The sequence below is a fragment of the Phenylobacterium sp. genome, from assembly GCF_004297125.1.
GTDB lineage: Bacteria > Pseudomonadota > Alphaproteobacteria > Caulobacterales > Caulobacteraceae > Phenylobacterium.
The window spans coordinates 84,587-107,856 of record NZ_SCVD01000012.1 but is presented as its reverse complement, the minus strand read 5'-3'; the positions used below and the strand labels follow the sequence as shown (position 1 = coordinate 107,856).

The window sequence follows — 23,270 nt, the reverse complement described above, 5'->3', positions numbered from 1 at the left end:
GCCTGGATTACGTCGCCCTCCGGCCGTCCTGCCCCCGCTGTCCACGAGCCTGAGAGATTCGAGCGCCCGTCGGCGTCTTGCTCCGTCGGCGAGGCCGGTTCCCCCGGCCTGCTTTCCAGCGTCAGTCCTTGCTCTGCGGTCCGTTTGCCTGAGCGTTTCCGGGGCGGTTGCGCCTTCGGCGTCGGGTCGACCCCGATCTCTCCCGCGAGAGCGCCGACAGGTAAGAATGAGGCGAGCCCGTGTGTCAAAGCTTCCCAGATCGGCATGATGTTCCAGCAATCTGCGACAGAAGAGCAAGAAAATGCCTCTGGACCCCCTTGGCTATCGTGTGAGTTGTGGGTGCGGGTGCGCGCCGCACACGCCGTGACAGGTTGCTGACAGTTTGGTGTCGAAAAGCCGCTGGCGGTCGAACCGCCGCGGCGCGGCCGATTGCCTAGATCCTGTGGTGTGGGCGCCACATATCTAGGCGGGTCGCAACCGCAGACGGACGACCAGGCCAGCCGCTCTCTGGCGGTTGCCGATCTCAAGACCGATGGAGAAGGCCTCGGCGATGGTTCGGACGATGGCGATGCCCAGCCCGGCGCCCGCCGTGCCCGTGGCCCGGTCGCCGCGGTAGAAGCGTTCGGAAAGGCGCTCCAGATCGCGGTCGCTGAGGCCGGGCCCGTGGTCCCAGACGGTGACCTGGTGGCCGGCGTCGCCGCCCGCCTTGAGGGCGACGAAGACGGTCCCCCCGCCATAGGCCACCGCATTGGAAACCAGATTCCGGAGCAGTTCCTGCAGGAGGACGGGGTCGCCCTTCGCCTCCACGGGCGCTTCCGGCAGGCGGGCGCGCAGGATCGCGGAGGGGTGGGCGCGCTGGGCGTCGAACAACACCTGGCGCACCACGCCGCCCAGTTCGGCGCTGCCCGAGGCGACCGCGGCCTCGGCCCGGGCCAGCGCCAGGAGCTGTCGCAGCACGAGGTGGAGCCGGGCGGAGGCGTCGCGCGAATCGCGGATCAGGGCCAAGGCGTCGCCGCGCGGAAGCCGCGAGCCGCCCAACAGCGCGAGATTGGCGGTGATCACCGAGAGCGGTGTGCGGAGCTGGTGCGAGGCGTCGGCGGCGAAGCGTTGGAGCGCCGTCGCCGTGCTGTCCAGGCTGGCGAGCAGGCTGTCGTAGGCGCGCACGAGGGGCTGGAGTTCGATGGGCAGGCCGCTCATGTCGGCCGGGGCGTAACTCGCGCGGGGTCGGCTGGACTGGTCGGTGAGCCGGGCCACCAGGCGGCGAAGCGGGCGCAGGGCCCAAACGGTGGCCGGCCAGATCAGCAGCGCCGCCCCCAGGACCAGGACGACGGGCAGGGCGATGAGACCCAGGAGCAGTTCCCGGACGTTGGCCTGTCGCGAGTCCAGGGTCTGGGCCACCGTCACGACGACCGGCTCGGCGACGCCGGGCACGAGCACGCGGGTCGCCGCCACCCGCACCGGCATCCCGCGGACCCGGCCGTCGCCGAAGGTGGTCTCGTCCGCCGGCGGCGGAACGCCCGCGGTCAGCTCCGGATAGCCCGTCACCAGGCGCGCGCCCTGACGCACGCTATAGAAGACAGCGTCCCGCTCCGGGCCGTCCAGGAGGCCCAGGGCCCAGGGCGACAAGGCGACGGTGGCGCGCCCGCCCTCGGCGCCGACCTGCTCGGCGATGGCCGAGACCGAGCCGGCCAGCAGGCGGTCCGAGGTGCGCTCGACGACCCGATGAGCGACGGCCGCGCCGCCCGCGGCGAGGGCGGCGGCGAGCAGCGCCAGGGGCAGGATCTGGGCGAGCAGCAGGCGGAACGCCAGGCTCGGGGGCGGCCGCTTCACGGGTCCAGCCTGTAGCCGTGCCCCTTCAGGGTGCGTAGCTGCGGCCCGTCCGGCTGCAGCTTGCGGCGTAGCCGTCCGACATGCACGTCGAGGACGTTCGGCGCCACGGCCTGGTCGCCGGGGAACATCTCGGCCATCAGCAGGTCGCGCTGGACAGTTCGCCCCGGACGGCTGGCCAGCACCTTCAACGCGGCCCACTCGCGCGGGCGCAGGTCGAGCACGCGCGCGCCCACGCGGGCCGTCCCGCCATGGAGGTCGCAGACGAGGGCGCCCACCGCGAGGATCTCTGAGGCCGCCCCCGCTCGACGGCGCGCGACCGCCCGGACACGGGCCACCAGTTCCTCGGGATCGAAGGGCTTAAGCACGTAGTCGTCGGCGCCCATGTCGAGGCCGGCGATGCGGTCGCGGACGGCGTCGCGGGCCGTCAGCATGACCACGGGGAGCGACGATCCCTCGCGCCGGAGCAGCGCCAGAACGTCGAAACCGTCGATATCGGGCAGGCCGATGTCGAGGATGACGGCATCGAAAGCCTGGCCGCCGGCGGACTTCAGGGCGGCTTCGCCGGTGGCGACGCAGTGGGGCTCGTGCCCAGCCGCCTTGAGCGTCGCGGAGAGCGAACGGGTGAGCAGCACATCGTCCTCGACAACAAGTATCTTCATGGTCGAGGTTGCGGGGCCGCGTGGTCAGTGTTTTCGGGGAGGGCAGCGCTATCCGACGCCAGTCGTTCCCGGGCGTCAAGACGGCCATGGCGCGGCTGGCGGCGATGCTCGCGCTGGTGGGCCTGGCGGCCTGCCAGCCGGCCGCCCCGGACCAGGGCACGGCTTCGGGCGTGGTCCGCCGCGCGCTCCACGAGGGCGAGGTCGTCGTCTACGGCAACACCGACGTGGCCGGCCCGGTGGTGGCGGGTTTCGAGCGGCGATTCCCGCGGGTGAAGGTGCGTTACCGCGAGCTCACCGCCACCGCCATCCAGGACGCGATCGTCTCCGAAGCGGCCACGGGCCGGCCGGTCGCGGACCTAGCCTGGAGCTCCTCGATGGACATTCAGGTCAAGCTCGTCAACGACGGCTATGCCCAGGCCTACCGGAGCCCGGGCGCCGCGCGGCTGCCGCGCTGGGCGGTCTGGCGCGATGCGGGCTTTGGGATCACCGCCGAGCCGATCGGGTTCGCCTACAACCGCCGCCTGCTGTCGCCGGCGGAAGCGCCTAAGAGCCATGCCGACCTGCTGCGCGCCATCCGGGAGAACCCCGAACGCTGGCGGGGCAAGATCGCCATGTACGACCCGGCCGCGAGCGGCGTGGGCTTCATGTACATGTCCGCCGACATCCAGGTTTATCCCGATGCCTGGACCCTGATGGGTGAAATCGGCCGCACCCGCCCGGGGCTCTACGTGCCGGGCGGCGCGATCCTCGGACGAGTGTCTTCAGGCCAGCACCTGCTCGCCTACAATATGAACAGCTCGTACGCCGCCGCATGGGCCAGCCGCGATCCGGAGATCGGATACGTCACCCCAAGCGACTACCACTTCACGATCTCGCGGATCGCCTTCATCACGCGTTCTGCGCCGCATCCGAACGCCGCGCGCCTGTTCCTGGACTACCTTCTGTCCGAAGAGGGCCAGGAGAAGCTGCGCGAAGGGCGCCTGACGCCGATCCTGGCGGCCCCGACCGGGCCTCAGCCCGCGGGCGGGCGGCCGATCCGCGTGGGGCCGGCCCTGCTGGCGAATCTGGACCAGGCGCGGCGCGCACGGCTGCTGGCGCAGTGGCGCGCGGGACTTTCGCCGGAAGCTCGCTGACCGCGCGCGCCCGGCCCGCCCGAGACGGACTTCGCCGTCACGCAGCCAAACACGACGCGCCCTATGGCTTCCTGAAAAAGCACGCCGTCGCGTCGCTGGGCAGCAGGCGCGCCAGCGGCCAGGTGATCCAGGTGAAAATCCACGCCGCCGCGGCCATCGGCAGGGATGTCTCCCGCACCATCCGGATGCGCGGCCACAGGCCCTTCAGATCGACGGTCGCGAGGCGAAGGTCGCCAGACGCCTCGAAGCCCGCACGTTCGGCCGCCCGCCGGAGCAAGGCGGGCGTGAAGTACCAGACATGGGGAGAGGGCAGGCCCTTCTGCCAGAGCCGGTCGTAGGGGCCGGAAACCCCGATCCGATCCAGGGCGGCCGCGACGCGGAAGAACAGCCCCCGCTTGTCCGGGCAGTTGAGGCATAGGACCCCGCCGGGTTGGAGGTGCCGGAAGGCGGCGACCAGCGCGGCCTCGACGTCGGGAATGTGTTCCAGCACGTCGTTGAAGACGATGGCGTCGAAGTGCTCTTCGGGGGAGAGGGCATCCGGAAAGAGGCCGCCGCGAATGGCGAGGCCGCGCTGTTGTCCCGTGGCCAGCACGTTCGCGTCCGGCTCGATGCCTTCCGCGGCAAAGCCGAAGTCGGCCGCCTGGTCCAGCAAGAAGCCCGGACCGCAACCCACGTCCAACAACCGCAGGCCCTTCTTTGCCGCGGGATCGGCGAGGGATTGCAGGATCAGGGCGTTGTTGCGCCGCCTCAGGGCGTCGAGGCCCGCCGCCCGCGCGCCTTCGTCCAGGGGGCCGTCGCTCGGCAGGTCCGGAATAGCCACCGGGAGATCCGATGAGAGCACGCCGCAGTCGGGACAGCGGAACAGCCAGTCGTGACGGTACGGGTCTGGTTTGCCGCCACAGACGGCGCAGGGGATAAGCATTGCTGGACCATAGCTCAGGGCTGCTCGGCGGGTCACGCTCTCCACGCACCGCCCGATGTCGCTCTTCGAAGTTGAATCGGAGCGACGTGCAAGCGCGCTGAGCCGACGAGCGTCGCCGCCGCCCTACGCCTGCTGGCCGGCCGTCGGCGCCAAGCTCAGTCGCCCTTCGCCGCGACACTCCCGGCGATCGAGCTGGCCACCTCGGAAGCCATCCGGATCTGGGCCCCCCGGTCGCGGATCTCGTAACGGTCGGCGATCCAGTTGAAGTCGGTGTAGGCGACCCAGACCTTCCCGGCGGCGTCCTGGGTCACCAGGATGCGTACGGGCCAGTCCAGGCCGGCATACGGGTTCGAGGTCAGGAACTGGGCGCCCAGGGGCGGGTTGCCGAACAGCAGCAGCTTGGAGGGGCGCAGCTCGATCTTCGCGCCCCTGGCGAGCTGGGCTTGATCGATCTCGGTGAAGAACTGGATGCCTTTGCCGGCGATATCGGCCTTGATGCGGGCGACGGTGTCGTCGAAGGCGTGGGCGCTGGCCAGGCGGACCACGCCGTGGGCCGGCTGGTTGGCGACGGTGGGGTCGGCCACGGCGGAGGCCGCGCCGGCGCAGAGGGCCAGGCTCACGCCGGCGGCAAGGGCCATCAGGGATTGGCGGGCGATGCGGGTCATTTCTGGATGTCCTTGGGTTCGATGTCTTCGGTGACGCGGCCCGCCTCGGCCTCGTGGAGGATGATGCCCTCCATGGGGTCGACACAGTGGGTCCACGGGGATTGGTCCAGCACCCGGGCGGTGTGGGCGTAGCCGGCTGCCCAGCGCGCCTTGATGCCCGAGGGGCTGAAGTCGATGTCCTTGGCATGGTCCTCGCCGGCGAGCGGCGGGGAGAGCAGGCGGATCACGTGCATCTGCGTCGGGCAGCCGTAGGCGGCGAGCGCGCCGACCTCATTCGAAGCCCGCACGTCAGGCGGCAGCTTCGAGGCCAGCTCCGAAATCACGTGCCTCAGCTTGTGGATCTGCTTCTGACGGGTGATGTGGGTGATCGCGCGGCTGGAATACTGGAGATCCTTCTGCCGCGAGAGCACGCTCCAGATGGAGTCCGGCTCGGGTCCGTTCGGAGCCCACATATGCACCGCGAACACCACGCCCGAACGGCGCGGCTTGTCGTCGAACACCGCCTCGACCGGCGTGTTGGAAAGAATGCCGCCGTCCCAATACAGCTCGCCCTCGATACGGACGGCGGGGAAGGCCGGGGGCAGGGCGCCCGAGGCCATGACGTGGCGCACGGTCAGAACGTCGTCCCGGCTGTCGAAGTATCGCATCTGGCCGGTCTGCACGTTGGCGGCGCCCACGGTGAGCCGGGGACGCTCTGCGTTCAGCAGCTGGGGGTCGAGCAATTCGCCGAGCGTCTTCTCCAGCGGATCGGTGGAATAGTAGCCGGCCAGCTCGGACCCGAGGGGGGTCTGCATGCCGAGGAACGCCCAGGGGTTCGGGCGGAAGAAGGCCTCCAGGCCGTTGGCCACAGTCATGGCGTTGGCCATCAGGGTCCCGATCCCGGGCAGCATCCCGGCGAACTGCGTGGTGCGCGAGTGGGTCATGCGGTCCCAAAACTCGCGCATCCGCTCAAGGCGCTGGCCGGGCGCGTTGCCGGCGATCAAGGCGGCGTTGATCGCCCCGATCGAGGTGCCGATCACCCAGTCGGGTTCGACGCCCGCCTCCTGCAGGGCCTGGTAGACGCCGGCCTGATAAGCGCCCAGGGCGCCGCCGCCCTGAAACACCAGGACGACCTGGCCCAGCTTGGACTTGTCGAGGGCGGCTGAGATCTTGGCGGCGGTCTTCATGCCGTCCTTGTCGCAAGCCGCGCCCCGCTGCGGAAATGTCGGTTGGGTAATGGCGCCATGCGGCCAGCACATCGGCAGCATCCACGCGAGCAGGTGAAGTATTCAACAGTCATGCGGAGCGTGAACCCTCCGCGCATGGCCGCCATAACTTAAAGCGAATTCAGCGCGCCGCGGCCGCTCTCTAGGTTCGGATCATCGAACACCCCAAGAGAGACCCCGATGAAGACCTCCCTGATCCTCACCGCGACAGCTTCGCTCGCCGCCGCCCTTTTCGCGTCCGGCGCCGCCTCGGCCGGGACCTGCCCGGCTGACCAGATGCGCGCCGACGCCCGCACGACCGGCGAGACGACGCCGTCCAAGGTCACCGACAACGAGCTCGCCTTCGTCGCCTTGGGCGGCGAGATCAATGGCCTCGACAACCGCCGCCTGCGCCTGCGGCGGCTGGTGGTCGAGCCGGGCGGTGTCGTGCCGTGGCACAGCCACACCGACCGGCCCGCCCTCATCATGACCGTCTCGGGGCAGATCACCGAGTACAACTCCACCTGCGCCGTGGGCATCGACCACAAGGCCGGCGAGGTCGCCGAGGAGAAGAAGGGCGTCAGCCACTGGTGGAAGAACAACGGCAAGGTTCCCGCCGTCCTGATCGCCGCCGACATCAAGAACGACGCCGACGCTACGGCCGCCGCCGACCACATGTGAGCACCGCCCGCGGCGCCGCTATCCCCCGCCCGGCGCGCCGCGGGTCCACCGAGGCCTCAAACCCCCAAGTCCAAGGCCTCGGCGCAGGCGCGTGGCGCACCCGGATCCGTTCCGGCGCGCCACGCGCCTTTTGCGTCTTCCAACCCGGAGAAACCCCATGACCGCCGCCGACCCCAGCCCGCTGCTGCGCCGAACCCTGATCGGCCTGATCGGCTTCCTGACCCTGGTCGACCTCTTCGCCGCCCAGGCCATCCTACCCACCCTGGCTCGGATGTACGGGGTCTCGCGCTCGGCCATGGGCGTGGCGGTCAACGCCTCCACGATTGGCATGGCGGCCGCCGGCCTGGTCGTGGCCCTGCTCAGCCACCGACTCCCGCGCCGCGGCGGCATCTGGGTCAGCCTGGCCCTGCTCGCCATCCCCACGACCCTGCTGGCCCACGCCCCGGACCTCGCGACGTTCACAGCTTTGCGGATCGCGCAGGGCGTATTCATGTCCGCGGCCTTCACCCTCACCATGGCCTACCTGTCCGAGCAGAACACCGGCGCCGCGACCGCCGGGGCGCTGGCGGCCTACATCACCGGCAACGTGGTCTCGAATCTCGTGGGGGGATTGGTATCCTCGGCGGTGGCTTCCACCGCCGGCGTGGCGGTCAACTTCTACGCCTTCGCGGCCTTGAACCTGGCCGGCGCTGCGCTGGTTTACCTGACGCTGAGCCAAGCCCCGGCCATGGCCGCCGCGGCGGCCGAGATGCGCCGGTCCGCCCTCTCGCGGATCGCGGCCCACTTCACCAACCGATGCCTCGTGGCCAGTTTCGGGATCGGCTTCTTCGTGCTGTTCGCGTTCCTGGGGACCTTCACCTACGTGAACTTCGTCCTGGCCGAGCCGCCTCTGCGACTGAGCTCCATGGCCCTGGGCTTGGTCTACTTCGTCTTCCTGCCTTCGATGATCACCACACCGCTGGCCGGTGGCGTCGCCAGCCGGTTCGGGCCGCGGCCGACCTTCTTCGGGTCACTGGGCCTGGCGGTGGCCGGGCTGCCGCTGCTTCTGGCGGATACGATCATCCCGGTGATCGCAGGGCTGACCCTCGTCGCCGTCGGGACCTTCTTCGCCCAGGCCACCGCCACTGGCTTCGTCGGCCGCGCCGCCCGCGACGACCGCGCGGCGGCCAGCGGGATCTACCTCGCCAGCTACTATCTGGGCGGCCTGGCCGGCGCGGCGGTGATCGGTCAGATCTACGATCGTTCGGGTTGGCCCGCCGCGGTTGGTGTGGTCGGCGCGTCGCTGGTGACGGCTGCGGCCCTCGCGGCGACCCTGCGGCCCGCGACGGCGGGCAGGGCGACCCCGGCGGCGGCGCAGGCGGCCTAGCTGTCGGCCGCTTCCAGTTCGCAGTCGTCGGAACCGCACGGCATGGGGTCCAGGGCGCCCGGCGGCCACTTGAATGCCCGGGCCTGCTGGACGAAAGCGCCGACGGCCGGGGAATGGGGACGGCCGCGGACCGTCACCAGCATGATCGTGCGGGTGAACTCCGGCTCGATCAGGCGGCGGGTGACCAAGGCGGGGTCGGTGACGCTGAGCTCGGGGAAGAAGCCGATGCCCAGTCCGGCTTTGATCATCCCCTGAACCCAGTCGTCCCGTTCCGAGGAGAAGACCTTCTTCCAGAACACGCCGGCCGCGCGAAGCTCCCGGCGGGCGTAGTCGAAGATCTCGCAATCCGTCCGGCTGACGTAGGGCTGCTCGTGAGTGTCCCGGCAGGTCACGACGTTCTGGGCCGCGAGCGGATGGTCCGCCGGCAGGGCGATCACGAAGCGCTCGCTGTAGAGCGGCAGGCCGTGGAAGCGGACGTCCAGCGCTTCCGGCAAGCCGAACAGGGCGAGGTTGAGGTCGCCCTTGGACAGCATCTCCTGCAACTCGGCAGAGCCTTCCTCGATGACTTCCAGGTCTACGTTCGGATGGGCCACCCGGAACCTGACGATCAGGTCGGCGATCATCTGCGGGCCGATGGTGCACATCACGCCGATCCGCAGGGTGACGTTGTCGAGCTTCTTGCTGGCCTTCGCCTGGGCCTTGGCGGCCTCGGTCTGGGTCTGGATCTGCTCCAGATAGGGCAGCATCATCTTGCCCAGCTCGGAGAGGTGGGTGTTCTGCCGCTCGCGGTGGAACAGCGGCCCGCCAAGCTCGTGCTCGAGCTGCTGGATGGCGCGGGTCAGCGCCGGCTGGCTGACGTTGGACTGCTCGGCCGCGCGCGTGAAGTTGAGCGTCCTCGCCAGGGCGAGGAAGTAGCGGACCTGCTGCATCTCCATGGCTGGTTTTCCCCCAGTTGCCAGGAAGCGCGGTTAGGAGGCGATACGCGCCTCCGCCGCCGGTGAGGCTACACGGATTGCCGGATCGCGCCCACGCGTCACGGCCTCGAAAACCAGCCGCGCGCCGCGCTCGAACGTGAGATACGACCACACCCAGTCCAGCACGACCTGCAGCCGGTTGCGGAAGCCGATCAGGAACCAGACGTGGGCCGCGCACCAGAAGATCCAGGCCGGGAAGCCGGTCAGCTTGACGCGCCCGAGGTCGGCGACGGCGGCCTGCCGGCCGATGGTGGCGAGGCTCCCGGCGTTGGCGTAGCGGAACGGGCCGGGCGCCCTCGCGCCGGCAAGCCGGGCGGCAATGACCTTGGCGGCATAGGCGCCGGCCTGCTTGGCGGCGGGCGCCACGCCGGGGACTGGCGCGCCGGTGGCGTCGCGGATGCTGGCGCAGTCGCCGATGAGGAACACCTCGGGATGGCCCGGCAGGGTCAGGTCCTTTTCGACGAAGACCCGGCCAGCGCGATCGGTCTCGGCGCCCAGCCAGCGACCGGCGGGCGAGGCCTGGACGCCCGCGGCCCAGATCACGTTGCCCGCCTCGATCCGCGCCTCGCCAACCTTCACGCCATGCGTGTCGCAATGGGCCACCGGCTGGCCCAGCATCAGCTCGACGCCCAGCGTCTCCAGGGCGCGCTTCGCATAGGCCGACAGGGACGGGCAGAAGGTGCTGAGGACCCGCGACCCGCCGTCGATCAGCAGGATACGCGCGCGCTGGCCGCGGATGCGGCGGAAGTCGCAGGCCAGCGCCCGGCGGGTCAGCTCGGCGATGGCGCCGGCCAGTTCCACGCCGGTCGGACCGCCGCCCACCACGACGAAGGTCAGCAGCCGTTCCCGGGCGTCGCGGTCCATGTCCAGTTCGGCGGACTCCAGGGCCAGCAGCACCCGGCGGCGCAGCGCCAGCGCATCTTCCAGCGACTTGAGGCCAGGCGCGTGCTCCGCCCAGTCGTCGCGGCCGAAATAGGCATGCGTGGCGCCCGCGGCGACGATCAACTGGTCGTAGGGCAGGGTCCGCTCGCCCAGCCGCACCCGGCGGGCGGCGAGATCGACGCCGGTCACCTCGTCCAGCTCGATGTGGATGTTCGGCAGGCGGCGCAGGATCATGCGGATCGGGCTGGCGATCTGCGTCGGCGCCAAGCCAGCCGTCGCCACCTGGTAAAGCAGGGGCTGGAACAGGTGGTGGTTGCGACGGTCGATGATCGTCACCTCAGCGTCGGTCTTCGCCAGCGCCGCCGCGGCGGAGAGCCCGCCGAAGCCCGCGCCGACGATCACCACCTTCTGGCGAGAACTGGCCATCAGTGGGCGGTCCAACCGCCGTCAACAGAGAGCGCCGCTCCCGTGATCGAGGCGCCGTGCTCCCCGCACAGGAAGGCGGTCAAGGCGCCGATCTCCTCCACGCTGGCGAACCTGCGGTTGGGCTGTGCGGTCAGGAGGACGTCGGCGATCACCTGCTCGGCGCTCATCATGTGGGCGCGGGCCTGATCGGCGATCTGCTTCTCGACCAGCGGCGTCCAGACGTAGCCCGGGCAGATGGCGTTGCAGGTCACGCCCATCCGGGCCGTCTCCAGGGCGACGGTCTTGGTCAACCCGACCACCCCGTGCTTGGCGGCGACGTAGGCCGACTTGAAAGGCGAAGCGACCAGGCCGTGGGCAGAGGCGATGTTCACGATCCGCCCGAAGCCGCGCTCCAGCATTTCCGGCAGGACGGCCTTGCTGGCGTAGAACGCCGAGGAGAGATTCACCGCGAGGATGGCTTCCCACTTGGCGTTCGGAAATTCGGTCACCGGCGCGACGTGCTGGATGCCGGCGTTGTTCACCAGGATGTCGATGGGGCCCAGCACATCGCGGGCGAAGGCGACCATTTCGCAGATCCTCTCCGGCATCGAGAGGTCGGCCGGGGAGTAGATCACCTCGACGCCGTGCAGCGCGGCCAGGGTCTCGCGGGTGCGTTCGATCGCCATCGGGTCGCCGAAGCCGTTCAGCACCAGGTTCGCCCCCCGCTCGGCCAGGCTCTCGGCGATACCCAGGCCGATGCCGCTGGTGGAACCGGTCACGATGGCGACCCGGTCCTCCAGCGGGCGGGAGAGGGTGGAGGTGGTCTGGGTGGCGGTGAGCGTCATGTGGGGGTCCTGTTGGGGTCAGGCCGGAAAGGTGCGTCGGCGCGCGCGCCCGGTGAAATACCGGGAGCGCATGGGCTCAGGCCGCGTGGCGCATGAAGAGCGGCCGCCAGAGCCCCCTCATGCCGATCTCGCCGGCCAGGTCGATCACGCCGCGCCGGTAGAGGTCGAGCAGATGGGCCAGGACGGAGTGACAGGCGGCCGGATGCAGGCGCTCGTCCGTGTCGGCGTACAGCCTGGCGGCCAACTGGCGCACGGTGGCCGGGCCGCCGGTCTCAAGCGCCAGCAGGATCTGCTTCTCGCGCTGGCGGCGGTGGACGATATAGGCCGCCAGGAAGCTGTCCACGCGCCGGATTGGCGGGCCGTGCGCCGGGAACAGCGCGTCGTAGCGTCGGGCGCGGATCCGCTCCAGGCTGCGCATGTAAAGGCCCATGTCGCCGTCGGGTGGGCTGACCACGCTGGTCGACCAGCCCATGACGCAGTCGCCGGGGAAAAGGGCGTTCTCCTCCAACAAGGCGAAGGCGTAGTGGTTCGAGGTGTGGCCCGGCGTTGCGACCGCCTCGACCGTCCAGCCCGGGCCGCGGAAGGTCTGGCCGTCGCTCAGCGCCACATCGGGCCGGAAGGCCAGGTCGTCGCCGGCCTCGAGGCGATCCCCGCCGCCCGAGGGCCGGCAGTAGGTCGTCCCGGAGTAGATCACGGCGCCGGTACGCTCCGCTAGCGGTCGCGCGGCCGGGGAGTGATCCAGATGGTTGTGAGTGACGAAGATGTGGGTGATCCGCTCGCCGCGCGTGGCTTTCAGGATCGCCTCGACCTGGCGCGGGTCGTCCGGGCCCGGATCTACGATCGCGACCTCGCCATGGCCGACGACATGAGCGCCGGTGCCCGTGAAGGTGAACGGGCCAGGGTTCTGCGCGATCACCCGCCGGATCAGCGGGCTCACCCGGTCGGGCCGACCGTACTTGAACGCCAACTCACGCACGAAGGGGATCATGACCTTGGCTCCGTGATCAGGGCTCGCAGCGCGCGGCCCATGCGGGCGACGGCCAGGAGCTTGTGGAAGAAGGGCAGGGCGATGGGCGGCCCCATGTCGGTCTTGTTGACGTCCACGACATAGAGCCGGCCGGTGGTCCGATCGCGCAGGATGTCCAGGCCGCCCCAATCCAGGCCCATGGCGCGGCAGAACACGCCTAGGGTCTCGATCTCATCGGGCGAAAAGACGTCCTCGGGCCGGGCCATGCCGACGCTGCAATTGTGGTTGGCGAAGCGATCCTCGACGCGGCGGCGCTTGAGGAACACCACCACCGGCTTGCCGCCCACGAACGGCGTGCGCAGGTCGACGGCCAGGCCGTTCTCGACGTTGTTGATCAGCCGCTGGTAGGTGCGGCCGGGTCGGGCCCGCCGGGGCAGGCGGACGATGCGCCCGTCATGGACGCCGTTGCCCTCGCCCTTTTCGACCGCCAGGCCGGCGCCGGCCTCAGGATCCAGCGACAGGGGATAGCCGAACACCTCGCCGAACACCTCGGCGACCCGGGTCTTGCTGATGTCGGCGCAACCGTAGTTGAAGGCGCGCGAATGCCAGCGAGGCGGCGGCGCGGCGACGGTAGCGTCCTCGAAGTAGAATGCCGCCTGGGCCTCGTCCGGTGATCGCGCGATCCGCACCCCGTTCCAGGCCGCCGCCGCCCAGATCAGGTACCAGGGCCGCGGCCGGTCCGGCGCGAACCAGACGGTCGGTCCCGGCGGCAGCAGGTGGTTCACGAGGCTCTTGGTCTGGATCGCGAGATATAGGCCGAACCAGGTCGCCGCTTCCGAGGCCAGGGCGCGATCGAGGGGGATCACCGCGCCGGTCTTCTTGACCCGGACGGCCCGTCCCTGGACGGAAAAGTCGGAGGTCCATGGCGTATCGCTCATGACTTGGTCGGCGCGAAGACGGCCGCCACCCGGTTGAGGAGGAGCGCGAATTCGCGCCGCCGGAACACGCCCAGCAGAAGGATCGCCGCGCCCAGGTTGATGCAGGCCGCGACGAACAGGCCCCCACCGTCGTGGTTGGGGTCGACGCCCAACGGCGTGAACAGATGGAAGCTGACCGCGCCGGCCATCACCAGGAAGCCGGCCAGGGCCCCGCCGGCCTGGAGGTGGCGCAGTTGCGGCGCGATCCCCAGCACCAGCAGGCTCGAGGCCAGCAGCTCGATCGAACCGATGACGTACTGGCTGAACAGGCCGGTGTGGGCGAAGAGGCCAGGCAGACCCAATTCGCTGGTCCAGCCATCCAGCCGGCCGAAGATCACCTGGGTCTTGGGGTGGTCGGTGAACTTGTAGCGCAGGCTGTCCAGGAAGACCGCCGCCATGAAGAGCGCCAGCGCATGCGGGACCAGGCCCAGGATGCGGGACCGGCTCATTTCAGCACCTTTGGCCAGTTGCGGTCGCCCTTGGCGATGTTGCCGGGGACGTCCTGCGCCCAGCGCTTCTGAACGTTCTGGTCGTAGTTGAGGTAGAGCTTGCCGTTCACGACCTTCCAGGCTTGCGGATCGCCCTTGGCGGTGTAGCCGCCGGCCACGGCCCAGGCGCAATAGCCGCCGTACTGGGGGGCATAGGCGGCCGGGTCGGCCTTGAATTTCGCCAGGTTGGCGGCGCTGGCGAAGCGGAACTCCGCGCCCTTCCAGACGGTGGCGAACTTCGCGTCGCCCTTGACCGGCGCGCCCGCGAAATAGCTGACGGCGTCGTAGCCACCGACCGCGACCTTCGAGAACGGCGCCACGTAGATCTCCGGCGCGGCAAAGGCGGGCGTCGCGATCGCCGTTGGCGCCAAGGCGATGAGCGTCGCAGCGGCGAAGGCCTTCAGGGTTGGTGTTCTTGTTCTCAAGCGAGCGTCCTCCCAGCACCGTCGCCGCTGCGACGCGACCGAACTGCCGGTCGACCTCTGAGATACTCAGTCCGCCCCGCGGGCGCTCATGCCGAAAGGTTATGGTTCGTCGAGGCGGGGCAATGGTCGCCTATCGGAACGAGGCGGGCCCGGCGGCATCAGACTTTGGGATAGGTGGCGACGGCTTGAGATCGGTCTAGGACGGCCTTCGGTTTCACCGGAGCTCGACGTCGATGATCAATAGACGTGCTGTGTTGTTGAACCTTTCCGCTGGCGCCGGCGTGTCCCTAATCGCCCAAGGCGCCGCCGCGCGGGTCAGCGCCCCGTTGAGCGCGCGCAACGTCGTCCTCGCCCACGGACTGTTCGCGGACGGATCATCCTGGGCGGAGGTGATCGGCAGGCTGCAGGCGCGGGGCTTGAACGTCACCTCGGTGCAGAACCCCCTCACGCGTCTGCCCGAAGCCGTGGCCGCGGTCCAGCAGGTGCTCGCGCGCCAGGATGGGCCGACCGTGCTGGCGGGCCATTCCTTCGCGGGCATGATCATCAGCGAGGCGGGCGTGCATCCCAACGTCTCGGCGCTGGCCTATGTGGCGGCGCGCGCGCCTGACGCGGGAGAGGACTATGGGGCGCTGGCCGGCCGCTTCTCGGCGCCGCCGGCGACGGCAGGCATCGTCTATGATGGCGATGAGGGTCGGTTGGGGGAGGCGGCCTTCCTGCGCGACTTCGCAGGCGACGTTCCGCGGGCGCGGGCGCGGGTGCTCTACGCCGCCCAGCAGCCGTTCCGAAAGGCGCTGCTGAGCGATCGGACCACCCAGGCCGCCTGGCGTTCAAAGCCGAGCTGGTACGCCGTCTCGACCGAGGACCGGACGATCAATCCGGACCTGCAGCGCTTCATGGCGAAGCGGATGGCCGCGACCACCGTCGAACTTCGCTCCAGCCACCTGTCGCTGATCTCGCACCCGGACGCGGTGACGCGGCTGATCCTGGACGCCGCGAAGCGAGCCTAGATGGCGGGCGGCGGCATATCCCCGGTGTGGTGGGCCTCGAGAACTCCCGCCGTCCGGGCCGCCCCTAAACCTGCGTATGATACCGCCGGCCACTGCCGGGCGGGAAAGATCGCCTCACACCGCAATGCGGATGAGGAGGCCTCGATGACCACCACGGCCATGAACTTCGGCGTCCCTGCCGGACCGGCGGTCGGCGGCTTCTCGCCCGCCGATGAGATCAACCACCGCGGTTCGGGCCTTGGCCGCCTGCCCATCGAGAGTCTGGCGACGCAGCTGGGCGGACAGCACGCCTGGCGCGACGCCTGCCCAGGTAGGTCCTTCGTGCTCTGGGTCGCGCGACGGTGACTTCGACGCTTCGGCGCACTAGGCGCGCCACCCGCCGGTTGCGGTCGCCCGACTCCTCGTCCAGCTTGGCGTTCGGATGGCTGTTCCTCGACAGGCGGTGGCGGGAGACCATGATGCGGGGCGATGCGGAGGCCAGGCGTATGGCGGGGCGGCTGCAGACCGCGCTCGCGATGACGCTCGCGGTCGGCATCTTCGCGCTGGATATCCTGAGCCCGCTGCAGGGCGCCGTCGCGGTGCTCTACACCACGGTCGTGCTGGTGGCGGCGCGCAGCCAGGCGCGGTCGCACGTGGCCACGGCCGGCGTGGTCTGCGCCGCGCTCGCCATCGTCGGCTACATCGTCAGCCATCGAACCGAGCCGTTGGGCTCGCCGGCCATGCGCCTGGCGGTCAGCCTCGTCGCCATCGGAATTACCACGACGCTCTCCATTCGCCACCAGGCGGCGGCCGAGGAGCGCCGGCGGGCGGACGAGCGCTACCGCGCCATCTTCAACGCCGCCGGGTTTCCCATCTGGGAGTCGGACTGGTCGGCGGCCTTGGCCTTGCTGCGCGACGGTCGCGAGGCCGACCTGGATCTGGTGCGAGAGGTCGTGGGCGCGATCCAGGTGCGCGACGCGAACCAGGCGGCGGCGCGCCTGTTCGGCTGGCGCCGCCGCGAAGAGCTGCTGGCGGGTGGGGTCGCGGCGCACTACACGCCCGCGACCGAGGCGGCTCTCGCCCGGATGTTCGGCGCCTTGATGCGCGGCGACCAAGCCATCGAGGAGGAGGCCTCGTTCCGGACGGCGTCGGGCGAGATCGTCGACGTGGTGCTCCGGGTCACGCTGCCGCCCGAGCACAACGGCTGGACCCATGTCCTGGTCATGGCGCTGGACCTCACCGAGCGAAACCGGGCCCAGGCGCGGCTGACTCAGGCGCAGGCGGAGTTGACGCACGTGTCCCGGGTTACGACCCTGGGGCAGCTTGCGGCGTCCATCGCCCACGAGGTCAATCAGCCATTGTCGGCGATCATAACCTACGCGAAGTCCGCCAAGCGCTGGCTGGCGCGGGAGGCGCCCGACGCGCCGGAAGTGTCGGACTGCCTGGAGCACATCGCCTCCAATGGGACCCGCGCCGCCGAGGTCATCGCCCGTATCCGCGACCTGGCGCGCAAGGCCGATCCCAAGCGGAGCCCGATCGACCTGACGCCGCTCGTCGCGGAGACGATCGCCCTGCTGCGCCGCGATCTACAGGCGCATGAGGTCGAGATCCGCATCGAGGCGCCGCCCGGTCTTCCGCCGGTCGCGGGCGATCGGGTGCAGGTGCAGCAGGTGCTGATGAACCTGATGTTGAACGCCGAGCAGGCGATGGCGGAGACGCCGGCGGAACGGCGCGAGATCGCCGTCGAACTGTCGAGCGATGACGACGGCGTGCTGGTCCAGGTCCACGATGGCGGCCCTGGGATCGTCGGCGTCGAGCCGGAAAGTCTCTTCAAGTCGTTCTTCACCACCAAGTCGGAGGGCCTGGGCATGGGCCTGTCGATCTGCCGTTCGATCGTGGAGCAGCATGGCGGCACGCTGGCCGCCGCCAACAATCCGAAGGGGGGCGCGACGTTCCGATTCCGTCTGCCCCTCGCGGACGCCAGCGAACAGGTCGCAGCATGACCCAGAATCCTGAAGCCGGCCGCGTGTGCGTCATCGACGACGACGCCGAAGTCCGCGGGTCGATCGGCAGCCTGCTGCGGTCGAGCGGGTTCGACGTGGCGCTGTTCGAGGGCACGGAGGCATTCCTGGCGGCGGGCGTTCCAAACGTCGCGTCGTGCCTCGTGCTGGACGTCCGGCTTCCGGGTGAGAACGGGCTCGACTTCCAGGAGCGGCTGGCCGGGCAGGGCATCCACATCCCCGTGATCCTGATCACCGGCCATGGCGACATCCCGATGACCGTCCGCGCCATGCGGGCGGGGGCTATCGACTTCCTGCCCAAGCCGTTCAGCGACGACGAACTGCTGCGCTCCGTCGCCGCCGCGATCGATGCAGACCGCACACGGCGGGCGGGCGACGCCGGGAACGCGCGGCTGAACGAGTGCTACCGGCGCCTGACTCCGCGCGAGCGCGAGGTCATGGGCTTCGTCGTGACGGGCCTGATGAACAAGCAGGTGGCCGCCCGCATGGACCTGTCCGAGATCACCGTGAAGATCCACCGCGGGAACGTCATGCGGAAGATGGAGGCGCAGTCGCTCGCCGACCTGGTGAGGATGGCCGAGGTGCTGGGCGTCCGCGACGAGAGCATCCACCGGTATAACATCTGAGTATGATGGTGCGTGCGCCGGCCGGAGCGCATCTGTCGCTCCCGCCCTGGCGCTCGGCCTGCGCGGCGTCCGGAGTGACCTTCTTGAGCTTCGCCCCCCTCATTGCGATCGTCGACGACGATCCCGGCGTTCGGGGCAGCGTGGACAGCCTGCTCCGCTCCGCCGGCATGGCGGGCCTGGCGTTCGCCAGCGCCGAGGAACTGCTGGCGTCCGGCGCGCAGGGGCGGTTGGCCTGTATCGTTACCGACCTTCACATGCCGGGTATGACGGGCTTGGAGCTGCAGGCGGAGATGGCTCTGCGCGGCTGGCGGCATCCGGTGATCGTGATGACGGCCTATCCGACCGACGCCGCTCGCGATCAGGCGATGGGCCGGGGCGCCGCGGCCTTCCTGACCAAGCCCATCGATCCGGACGGCCTGCTCGAGGCGATCGAGCGCGCCGTCGCCTGACCCGAGGCGCATCCTGGTATGCATGGGCGCGCCCAGGTGTCGCTGACTCTAAATGATCCGATCGATCTACAGGGAAGCCCGACTCCAAAACGCGGTCGACGACTCCAAAAGTGGGCTCACTTGATCGCAAATCGCCCGACTGGGTTTTCGTTTGGATATTGAATCAGGGCGCTCGCCGGAGATGGCGCCGGCGTGGTGACCGCTTAGCCCACGGCCGGAGGCGAGGAGCACGGATGCTACCCACCCCCTTCTTCGAGCCATACCCAGCTTGGCTTGAAAGCGCCGACCGGTGTGGGAATCTCTCGTTGTTCAAATATGTCACGCCGAATGAAGATCCCGCTGCGGTTCACAATGAGAGGCTTGGAACGTGCAGCTGGGCTCGCGAAGAAGGTGCGTCCTTTCAGCATCGAATAGACGTCACCGCAGATGGGGCACGCCTTCACTTGCCCATCGCTTGAGAGGAGAGGCGGCGCAAGGCGACCGTGGAGTGATGTCCAAGCTTCTACCCTTCGCTCGCCTCGGAGCACCTCGCCAGTGAAAATTCCGTCTTCCTCATCGATCAAGTCCTCGATGAGCGAGAGCCAGGGGCGGGCGACCAGCCGAGCGCCAAAATTGCCGGTCCACGTGAACTCGAGCTTGGCTTTCGGCTCCTTCGCCAAGTGTATGTCGAGGCGCGTTCGTCTCGCATCGATGTGGATGCCGCCGTCGGGCGCCCGGCAGGCCCAGTCCGGCCAAGCGATCGGTCGTCCGAGGAACTCGATGCTAGGGTAGGCTCTGCGATCGAGCGGCGCACAGTCGGAGGTTTGAGGGGCAAACCAAGCCCACGCGGTATCTGAGCGCCGCCCGTCAAGCATCAAACTCTCCGCTTACGGACCTCGCCGGGTTCTCTCGGCCATCCGCGCCAGTTCTCGATCAAGATACATAGATACGTTGGTACCCTTCGCCTTGTCGAACTCGCGCGTGACACGCTGAAGGATGTTGAGGGCCTCGTTGTACCGCTCCGGATTCGCCTCGAAGTAGGCGACCCAGTCTGCTCGCGCTCCCCCCTTGCCGCCAGTGTTCGGCAAGCCACCTGCTTCCTTGAAAGCCGACCTCAGCATGCCATGAAATTCCACGTGCAGGCTCTTACGCAGTGGGGCCAGTTCCTGCAGGTACGTGCGCGTCGCCATGTTCGTCCTGGCGGAACCGCCTGATCCATCGAGGGTCGACGTTGGCCCTTTGGGCGCTGGCTGGCTTCGGGACCTTTACGCGCATTCGCGGCCGCACGGATGGGAAGACCGCTTCAAGCACGCCATTCGGGACCCGCTGCTGCTGTTCGCGACCCAGCTTCCGCGAGAAGCCGTCCTGGCGTTGGACGAGCGCTCTTTGGCGTGGCCGGCGGATCTGCGCCGACACTGGACGTATGCCGCCGCGGCGGGCGCGATCGGCGGCTACGTCTCGTAGTGCTTAGCGGCAGATTGAGTGGCGAGGTTTGGAGTCAGAATCGGGCCCGATCGGCGAACGGGAGGGGAACTTGCGGAAAATCGGCGCGAGTCTCACGATATTGAGTCAGTGTCGCGGACTCCAAACAATTCGACTTCCGCTCGCGCGTCGCTGACTCAAAGGCCCGCGACCGACTCCAAATCCATCCGGAAATGATCCCAAACCCTGCACCGAGGATCGGAGGCTCGTATTGAGTCAAACCGGCCAAGGCCGGACTGCGGGCGCAGCGACGGAGCACCATGCAGAACGCTGCGCATAAGGGCGGCAGCATCGCCCCACTTTAGGCCGATAGCGATCGCAAGCCAGCATCGGTCGACTCCGATGTTCGTGTTTTGTTCTTGACTCAAGCTAAGCCTTGTGAGATGCTTCTCCTCTGATGCCGGTAGCGCGCTCGTCGGGCGCTAGGTGGCGTTCTCAGCAGGAAAGGCGAGGCGGGATGGCTGGGTATCGGCAGGCGCGCGGCGTGCTCGAAACGATGGCGGACTTTTATGACCGCCGTACGCGGGAAGTTGCGAGGCTCGGCCGTGAGGCGGAGGCGGTCGCACACAAGGCCTATGGCGATGCTCTGAGGTCGGGAACGGATCTGGTTCTTCGTACCCAGGAGGAGGTCAATCGCTTCGGTGCGAAGCTGCTCGATGATCGCAAGCCGGTCGTCAGGCGGTCTCCCCAGCCAGCCCACCCACCGCGCACCGCAGGCGGCGGTCAGGCGCCGAGGGTCAAGGTCGATCTGAATCGCAATCCTGTGGTGAAGGCGGTCGCCGGAGACCTTGCGGAGAAGGTCGGGAACGCTGCGGGCGTCGTGAGAGGCGGCGTCCATGCTGTGGAGGGTCTCGCCGATGGCGCGGTATTCCTCCAGCGTCTGACAAATCCATTGGACGTGTTGGTGAGCCCGCCTGGCCAATCGGCGGCTGGACAGCTGCTCGGAGCTGCGTCTGAGGGTGTGGACTATGTGCGAAGGGGCGTCGCTGACCCGCAAATCGTCATCCGCGACGTGCGCGACAAGGCGCATCAGATGCGGGTGGATCTGGATCCCACTGCGACTCGTGCGGCGCCGACGGTGAGTGGGGAGGTTCAGCGCCGGCTGAACATCGGCATGAACCAAGGTGAGCTATTGTTCGATGTGGGATCATTCCCTGTCGGCGGTCCCCTCGCCAAGAGCGTGAAGGGTCTCCGTGCGATTTCCCAGCCATCCAGGGCAGAGAAGTATCTGGAGCAGGGGTTCACGCCCGCACAGGCGGCTCACTTGGCCGAGCCTTACCCGAAGTACGGGATGGGCCACCACTTCGGCCCGCGGCGAGAGAGCCTCCCGCGCAGCTACAGCGAGAGCGTCTTCAATCGTCTGAAGCCAGAGGGTATCACCCGAGGTGACATGTACGAGCTTCACTACAAGGTCGACCCCGAATTCAAGGGAACTGGATTTCCTGCGAGGGTTGGCGGCGGCAGATGGAGTGGCGCAGATCTCGGGTTGAAGAAATACGGCCTGGCGGGGCGGATCTGGCACGGTAGTCCGGCCCCGCTGAAGGCGCGCGTAGGAGGTCTGGGAGGCGGCGCCGGCGCGGTTGCGCACGGGACGATGGACGAGGAGGATTCCTGGTGAGCGTCAGGCCGGAAGCGGAATTCCGAACCGCGCTTCCCTATGACGCCATCGAAGACGAGATAGACTTCGTGGAGTGGCCGGGACGGAACGTGACCGAGGCGATCGGGGCGATGCTCGCATCTCTCGGTTACGAGGTGTCGGCCCCGATCCACGCGGCCGAACACGGCTGGGAGCTCGATGTTCGCGCAAATAGTCGGCGCTTCTGGCTGCAGATCACTCGCTGGGATGAGCAGGACTGCAACCTCATGACGAAGGACATGACTTGGCGGATCTGGCGCCTGCAGCCCAGCTTCGAAGAGTTTCTGACCCAACTAGATACGGCGCTTCGTGGGGATGGGCGTTTCAGCCAGATCGGTTGGTTCCGGGATTGGAAGGACGAGACCCGATCGCCACATCCCGTCGAGGCGTCGTGAACTGGGATCTGCCTAAAGCGGTCCGACGACTGACCGTCTTTGGCGCACGCCGATCTCGCCCGAAGGTCGATGGCAGGAGGCGCACCTGTCTCGATACTGGTCCCTTCGGCGGAGCGACTTCGCTTTCTCCGCGTCGCGCTGCGGATTCTCGGCCCAGTAGATGGCCGACCGTCCAGCGACGCCGGCATCAACGCCTGGCTTGCGGATTGCCTGCATCTTCAGCCGGGCTGGGCCGTTCGACCGCGACGCGAATTGGATCCGCTGGCCGTGGTCGCGCTGGGGCTGCCAATCCGCTCGTTCCATGACCTCAGCCGACGATCACACGGTTGGTCCCCGGCGGTTCGTCGACGTTGGCGGCTCGCTGGGGCGCTGCGGTCTCGCCAGGCGATCCCGATCGGGGTGGAGCTGACGTCACACTAGACGCGGACTCGGCGATGAGCGATTCTCGCAGCGGCAAATCAAAAGGTGCGCGCGTCGAATGCCGCCAGAAGCGACGACCCCGAACGAAGAGGCCCGTGAAGTTCTGAGAGTGAACCTCTCCATGCGCCTTCCACGCTGGGCGCATAAGCAGATGAAGGCCGAGGCGAGGGCGGCGGGGCGCACGGCGGCAGACCTCTATGGTGAGGCAGTGACGCATTTCCTGCAGGAGGATGCGCCTCGGTTCCGAAAGTTCTTGCTCACCGGGCCGTCCTCCTCACCCTCCGTCACGCTGGCGCTGCCCAAGGCGACGGTCGCCCGGGTGCGGGAACTCGCTGACGAGTGCGACATGGTGATCAGCGACATAATCTACACAGCCGTGCTGGTGCACCTCGGCGAAGTCCAGCCGCAAGCGTTGGCGAAGGCAGCCTGATGCTCCAGGGGCTCGTTGACTTTGCCATGACGCTGCCGGCGGCCGGCCTTGTCCTCGTCGTGGCCCTGTTGGTCGAGCGCAGACTCGAGCGTTCATGAAGGCCGATGTTCGCCGAGGCGAACCTCAAGCGCTCCATCACAGCTCTCCATGTAGGTCCACGCAGGTCGGATGACCCCGCCGGACGTGGTTTGCGGGCGCGGCCGACTGGGGCGCCGGCACGGTGCGCGCTCCAGCGGCATCGCGCCTGCGAAATGGTCCGCGACGATCCTCGCGAGCAGAGAATGCACGCATCAATTCCGCCGCGCGCCAAAGGCCATGAGCTCACCGCCTCGGGGAGGTGGACAGCAATTGGAAGCTGGTCGCGGATATTCGAACCTGAGCGCGAGTTCTGACTCAAAAGGGGCGCGAAATCGACAAGTCGATCCCCAGTCGCAGTCTATTGA

At 68.7% G+C, this 23,270-nt stretch carries 26 protein-coding genes and 1 riboswitch; of the genes, 12 read left to right on the top strand and 14 right to left on the bottom strand.

What is annotated here, in order from left to right; all coding sequences use genetic code 11:
• Nucleotides 1-126: 126 nt before the first annotated feature.
• A riboswitch (glycine riboswitch) is annotated at nt 127-216 on the bottom strand.
• 246 nt (nt 217-462) lie between these two features.
• The gene (locus EPO51_RS06325) at nt 463-1,830 is read right to left on the bottom strand and encodes a sensor histidine kinase (RefSeq protein WP_293347413.1); all 1,368 of its coding nucleotides are present in this window, start codon (nt 1,828-1,830) and stop codon (nt 463-465) included.
• A complete protein-coding gene (locus EPO51_RS06320; protein WP_293347410.1) occupies nt 1,827-2,489 on the bottom strand; it encodes a response regulator transcription factor in 663 nt (220 codons plus the stop codon). Before EPO51_RS06320 ends, EPO51_RS06325 begins: the two co-directional genes overlap by 4 nt.
• 86 nt (nt 2,490-2,575) lie before the next feature.
• Between EPO51_RS06320 and EPO51_RS06315 the strand changes: the two genes are divergently transcribed.
• Complete coding sequence (locus EPO51_RS06315; RefSeq protein WP_293347407.1) at nt 2,576-3,622, top strand: ABC transporter substrate-binding protein; 1,047 nt, start codon at nt 2,576-2,578, stop codon at nt 3,620-3,622.
• Between the two features lie 61 nt (nt 3,623-3,683).
• Here EPO51_RS06315 and EPO51_RS06310 read toward each other — a convergent pair whose 3' ends face one another.
• From EPO51_RS06310 to EPO51_RS06300, 3 genes are all read right to left on the bottom strand, one after another.
• Nucleotides 3,684-4,589: a class I SAM-dependent methyltransferase gene (locus EPO51_RS06310; protein ID WP_293347404.1), complete on the bottom strand. Its 906-nt coding sequence runs from the start codon at nt 4,587-4,589 to the stop codon at nt 3,684-3,686.
• Between the two features lie 110 nt (nt 4,590-4,699).
• Nucleotides 4,700-5,209 carry a DUF302 domain-containing protein gene (locus tag EPO51_RS06305; protein ID WP_293347402.1) on the bottom strand — a complete coding sequence of 170 codons (510 nt, stop codon included), beginning with the start codon at nt 5,207-5,209 and terminating at the stop codon, nt 4,700-4,702.
• A complete protein-coding gene (locus tag EPO51_RS06300) occupies nt 5,206-6,375 on the bottom strand; it encodes a patatin-like phospholipase family protein (RefSeq protein WP_293347399.1) in 1,170 nt (389 codons plus the stop codon). Before EPO51_RS06300 ends, EPO51_RS06305 begins: the two co-directional genes overlap by 4 nt.
• A gap of 219 nt (nt 6,376-6,594) precedes the next feature.
• On the opposite strand from EPO51_RS06300, the gene EPO51_RS06295 reads away from it, so the two are divergent.
• On the top strand, nt 6,595-7,074 hold the full coding sequence (locus EPO51_RS06295; RefSeq protein WP_293347396.1) for a cupin domain-containing protein: 480 nt from the start codon (nt 6,595-6,597) through the stop codon (nt 7,072-7,074).
• A 157-nt stretch (nt 7,075-7,231) separates the two neighbouring features.
• Nucleotides 7,232-8,440, top strand: coding sequence for an MFS transporter (locus EPO51_RS06290; RefSeq protein WP_293347393.1), 1,209 nt, complete (start codon nt 7,232-7,234; stop codon nt 8,438-8,440).
• Here the strand turns inward: EPO51_RS06290 and EPO51_RS06285 are convergent.
• The 7 genes from EPO51_RS06285 to EPO51_RS06255 form a co-directional block, all read right to left on the bottom strand.
• Nucleotides 8,437-9,375, bottom strand: a complete 939-nt coding sequence (locus EPO51_RS06285) for a LysR family transcriptional regulator (protein WP_293347390.1) — start codon at nt 9,373-9,375, stop codon at nt 8,437-8,439. The two genes, EPO51_RS06290 and EPO51_RS06285, sit on opposite strands and share 4 nt — an antisense overlap.
• 33 nt (nt 9,376-9,408) lie before the next feature.
• The gene (locus tag EPO51_RS06280) at nt 9,409-10,722 is read right to left on the bottom strand and encodes an NAD(P)/FAD-dependent oxidoreductase (protein WP_293347387.1); all 1,314 of its coding nucleotides are present in this window, start codon (nt 10,720-10,722) and stop codon (nt 9,409-9,411) included.
• On the bottom strand, nt 10,722-11,546 hold the full coding sequence (locus tag EPO51_RS06275) for a 3-hydroxybutyrate dehydrogenase (protein WP_293347384.1): 825 nt from the start codon (nt 11,544-11,546) through the stop codon (nt 10,722-10,724). Before EPO51_RS06275 ends, EPO51_RS06280 begins: the two co-directional genes overlap by 1 nt.
• 76 nt (nt 11,547-11,622) lie before the next feature.
• Nucleotides 11,623-12,534 carry an MBL fold metallo-hydrolase gene (locus EPO51_RS06270; protein WP_293347381.1) on the bottom strand — a complete coding sequence of 304 codons (912 nt, stop codon included), beginning with the start codon at nt 12,532-12,534 and terminating at the stop codon, nt 11,623-11,625.
• Entirely contained in the window at nt 12,531-13,451 is a 921-nt protein-coding gene (locus EPO51_RS06265) for an ATP-grasp domain-containing protein (protein ID WP_293347378.1), read from the bottom strand. The genes EPO51_RS06270 and EPO51_RS06265 overlap by 4 nt, the downstream gene beginning before the upstream one ends.
• Nucleotides 13,448-13,939 (bottom strand): hypothetical protein, encoded by a 492-nt coding sequence (locus EPO51_RS06260; RefSeq protein WP_293347375.1) that lies wholly within the window; start codon nt 13,937-13,939, stop codon nt 13,448-13,450. Before EPO51_RS06260 ends, EPO51_RS06265 begins: the two co-directional genes overlap by 4 nt.
• The gene (locus EPO51_RS06255) at nt 13,936-14,403 is read right to left on the bottom strand and encodes a YHS domain-containing (seleno)protein (protein WP_293347372.1); all 468 of its coding nucleotides are present in this window, start codon (nt 14,401-14,403) and stop codon (nt 13,936-13,938) included. Before EPO51_RS06255 ends, EPO51_RS06260 begins: the two co-directional genes overlap by 4 nt.
• Before the next feature lie 281 nt (nt 14,404-14,684).
• Here EPO51_RS06255 and EPO51_RS06250 point away from each other — a divergent pair, with 281 nt between their 5' ends.
• From EPO51_RS06250 to EPO51_RS06230, 5 genes are all read left to right on the top strand, one after another.
• Nucleotides 14,685-15,410, top strand: a complete 726-nt coding sequence (locus EPO51_RS06250) for an alpha/beta fold hydrolase (protein WP_293347369.1) — start codon at nt 14,685-14,687, stop codon at nt 15,408-15,410.
• Nucleotides 15,411-15,554: 144 nt separating this feature from the next.
• Nucleotides 15,555-15,755 (top strand): hypothetical protein, encoded by a 201-nt coding sequence (locus tag EPO51_RS06245; protein WP_293347366.1) that lies wholly within the window; start codon nt 15,555-15,557, stop codon nt 15,753-15,755.
• Between the two features lie 113 nt (nt 15,756-15,868).
• A complete protein-coding gene (locus EPO51_RS06240; RefSeq protein ID WP_293347363.1) occupies nt 15,869-17,392 on the top strand; it encodes a sensor histidine kinase in 1,524 nt (507 codons plus the stop codon).
• Nucleotides 17,389-18,036 (top strand): response regulator transcription factor, encoded by a 648-nt coding sequence (locus EPO51_RS06235; RefSeq protein WP_293347360.1) that lies wholly within the window; start codon nt 17,389-17,391, stop codon nt 18,034-18,036. The genes EPO51_RS06240 and EPO51_RS06235 overlap by 4 nt, the downstream gene beginning before the upstream one ends.
• Before the next feature lie 83 nt (nt 18,037-18,119).
• On the top strand, nt 18,120-18,485 hold the full coding sequence (locus EPO51_RS06230) for a response regulator transcription factor (protein WP_293347357.1): 366 nt from the start codon (nt 18,120-18,122) through the stop codon (nt 18,483-18,485).
• 236 nt (nt 18,486-18,721) lie between these two features.
• Here EPO51_RS06230 and EPO51_RS06225 read toward each other — a convergent pair whose 3' ends face one another.
• Both EPO51_RS06225 and EPO51_RS06220 read right to left on the bottom strand, forming a co-directional pair.
• Nucleotides 18,722-19,339 (bottom strand): hypothetical protein, encoded by a 618-nt coding sequence (locus tag EPO51_RS06225; RefSeq protein WP_293347354.1) that lies wholly within the window; start codon nt 19,337-19,339, stop codon nt 18,722-18,724.
• Between the two features lie 12 nt (nt 19,340-19,351).
• On the bottom strand, nt 19,352-19,654 hold the full coding sequence (locus EPO51_RS06220; protein WP_293347351.1) for a ferredoxin reductase domain-containing protein: 303 nt from the start codon (nt 19,652-19,654) through the stop codon (nt 19,352-19,354).
• On the opposite strand from EPO51_RS06220, the gene EPO51_RS06215 reads away from it, so the two are divergent.
• The 4 genes from EPO51_RS06215 to EPO51_RS06200 all read left to right on the top strand — a co-directional run bounded on the left by EPO51_RS06215 (nt 19,653) and on the right by EPO51_RS06200 (nt 22,827).
• A complete protein-coding gene (locus EPO51_RS06215; protein ID WP_293347348.1) occupies nt 19,653-19,928 on the top strand; it encodes a hypothetical protein in 276 nt (91 codons plus the stop codon). The two genes, EPO51_RS06220 and EPO51_RS06215, sit on opposite strands and share 2 nt — an antisense overlap.
• Before the next feature lie 475 nt (nt 19,929-20,403).
• A complete protein-coding gene (locus tag EPO51_RS06210) occupies nt 20,404-21,564 on the top strand; it encodes a hypothetical protein (RefSeq protein ID WP_293347345.1) in 1,161 nt (386 codons plus the stop codon).
• Entirely contained in the window at nt 21,561-21,977 is a 417-nt protein-coding gene (locus EPO51_RS06205) for a hypothetical protein (RefSeq protein WP_293347343.1), read from the top strand. Before EPO51_RS06210 ends, EPO51_RS06205 begins: the two co-directional genes overlap by 4 nt.
• Before the next feature lie 529 nt (nt 21,978-22,506).
• Nucleotides 22,507-22,827 (top strand): hypothetical protein, encoded by a 321-nt coding sequence (locus tag EPO51_RS06200; RefSeq protein WP_293347340.1) that lies wholly within the window; start codon nt 22,507-22,509, stop codon nt 22,825-22,827.
• Nucleotides 22,828-23,270: the final 443 nt, after the last annotated feature.

Coding starts and splice junctions, on each gene's coding strand:
- EPO51_RS06320 (WP_293347410.1), bottom strand. CDS start 2,489: ATGAAGATACTTGTTGTCGAGGACGATGTGCTGCTCACCCGTTCGCTC.
- EPO51_RS06315 (WP_293347407.1), top strand. CDS start 2,576: ATGGCGCGGCTGGCGGCGATGCTCGCGCTGGTGGGCCTGGCGGCCTGC.
- EPO51_RS06305 (WP_293347402.1), bottom strand. CDS start 5,209: ATGACCCGCATCGCCCGCCAATCCCTGATGGCCCTTGCCGCCGGCGTG.
- EPO51_RS06300 (WP_293347399.1), bottom strand. CDS start 6,375: ATGAAGACCGCCGCCAAGATCTCAGCCGCCCTCGACAAGTCCAAGCTG.
- EPO51_RS06295 (WP_293347396.1), top strand. CDS start 6,595: ATGAAGACCTCCCTGATCCTCACCGCGACAGCTTCGCTCGCCGCCGCC.
- EPO51_RS06290 (WP_293347393.1), top strand. CDS start 7,232: ATGACCGCCGCCGACCCCAGCCCGCTGCTGCGCCGAACCCTGATCGGC.
- EPO51_RS06285 (WP_293347390.1), bottom strand. CDS start 9,375: ATGGAGATGCAGCAGGTCCGCTACTTCCTCGCCCTGGCGAGGACGCTC.
- EPO51_RS06280 (WP_293347387.1), bottom strand. CDS start 10,722: ATGGCCAGTTCTCGCCAGAAGGTGGTGATCGTCGGCGCGGGCTTCGGC.
- EPO51_RS06275 (WP_293347384.1), bottom strand. CDS start 11,546: ATGACGCTCACCGCCACCCAGACCACCTCCACCCTCTCCCGCCCGCTG.
- EPO51_RS06270 (WP_293347381.1), bottom strand. CDS start 12,534: ATGATCCCCTTCGTGCGTGAGTTGGCGTTCAAGTACGGTCGGCCCGAC.
- EPO51_RS06265 (WP_293347378.1), bottom strand. CDS start 13,451: ATGAGCGATACGCCATGGACCTCCGACTTTTCCGTCCAGGGACGGGCC.
- EPO51_RS06260 (WP_293347375.1), bottom strand. CDS start 13,939: ATGAGCCGGTCCCGCATCCTGGGCCTGGTCCCGCATGCGCTGGCGCTC.
- EPO51_RS06245 (WP_293347366.1), top strand. CDS start 15,555: ATGACCACCACGGCCATGAACTTCGGCGTCCCTGCCGGACCGGCGGTC.
- EPO51_RS06240 (WP_293347363.1), top strand. CDS start 15,869: ATGCGGGGCGATGCGGAGGCCAGGCGTATGGCGGGGCGGCTGCAGACC.
- EPO51_RS06235 (WP_293347360.1), top strand. CDS start 17,389: ATGACCCAGAATCCTGAAGCCGGCCGCGTGTGCGTCATCGACGACGAC.
- EPO51_RS06225 (WP_293347354.1), bottom strand. CDS start 19,339: ATGCTTGACGGGCGGCGCTCAGATACCGCGTGGGCTTGGTTTGCCCCT.
- EPO51_RS06215 (WP_293347348.1), top strand. CDS start 19,653: ATGTTCGTCCTGGCGGAACCGCCTGATCCATCGAGGGTCGACGTTGGC.
- EPO51_RS06220 (WP_293347351.1), bottom strand. CDS start 19,654: ATGGCGACGCGCACGTACCTGCAGGAACTGGCCCCACTGCGTAAGAGC.
- EPO51_RS06210 (WP_293347345.1), top strand. CDS start 20,404: ATGGCTGGGTATCGGCAGGCGCGCGGCGTGCTCGAAACGATGGCGGAC.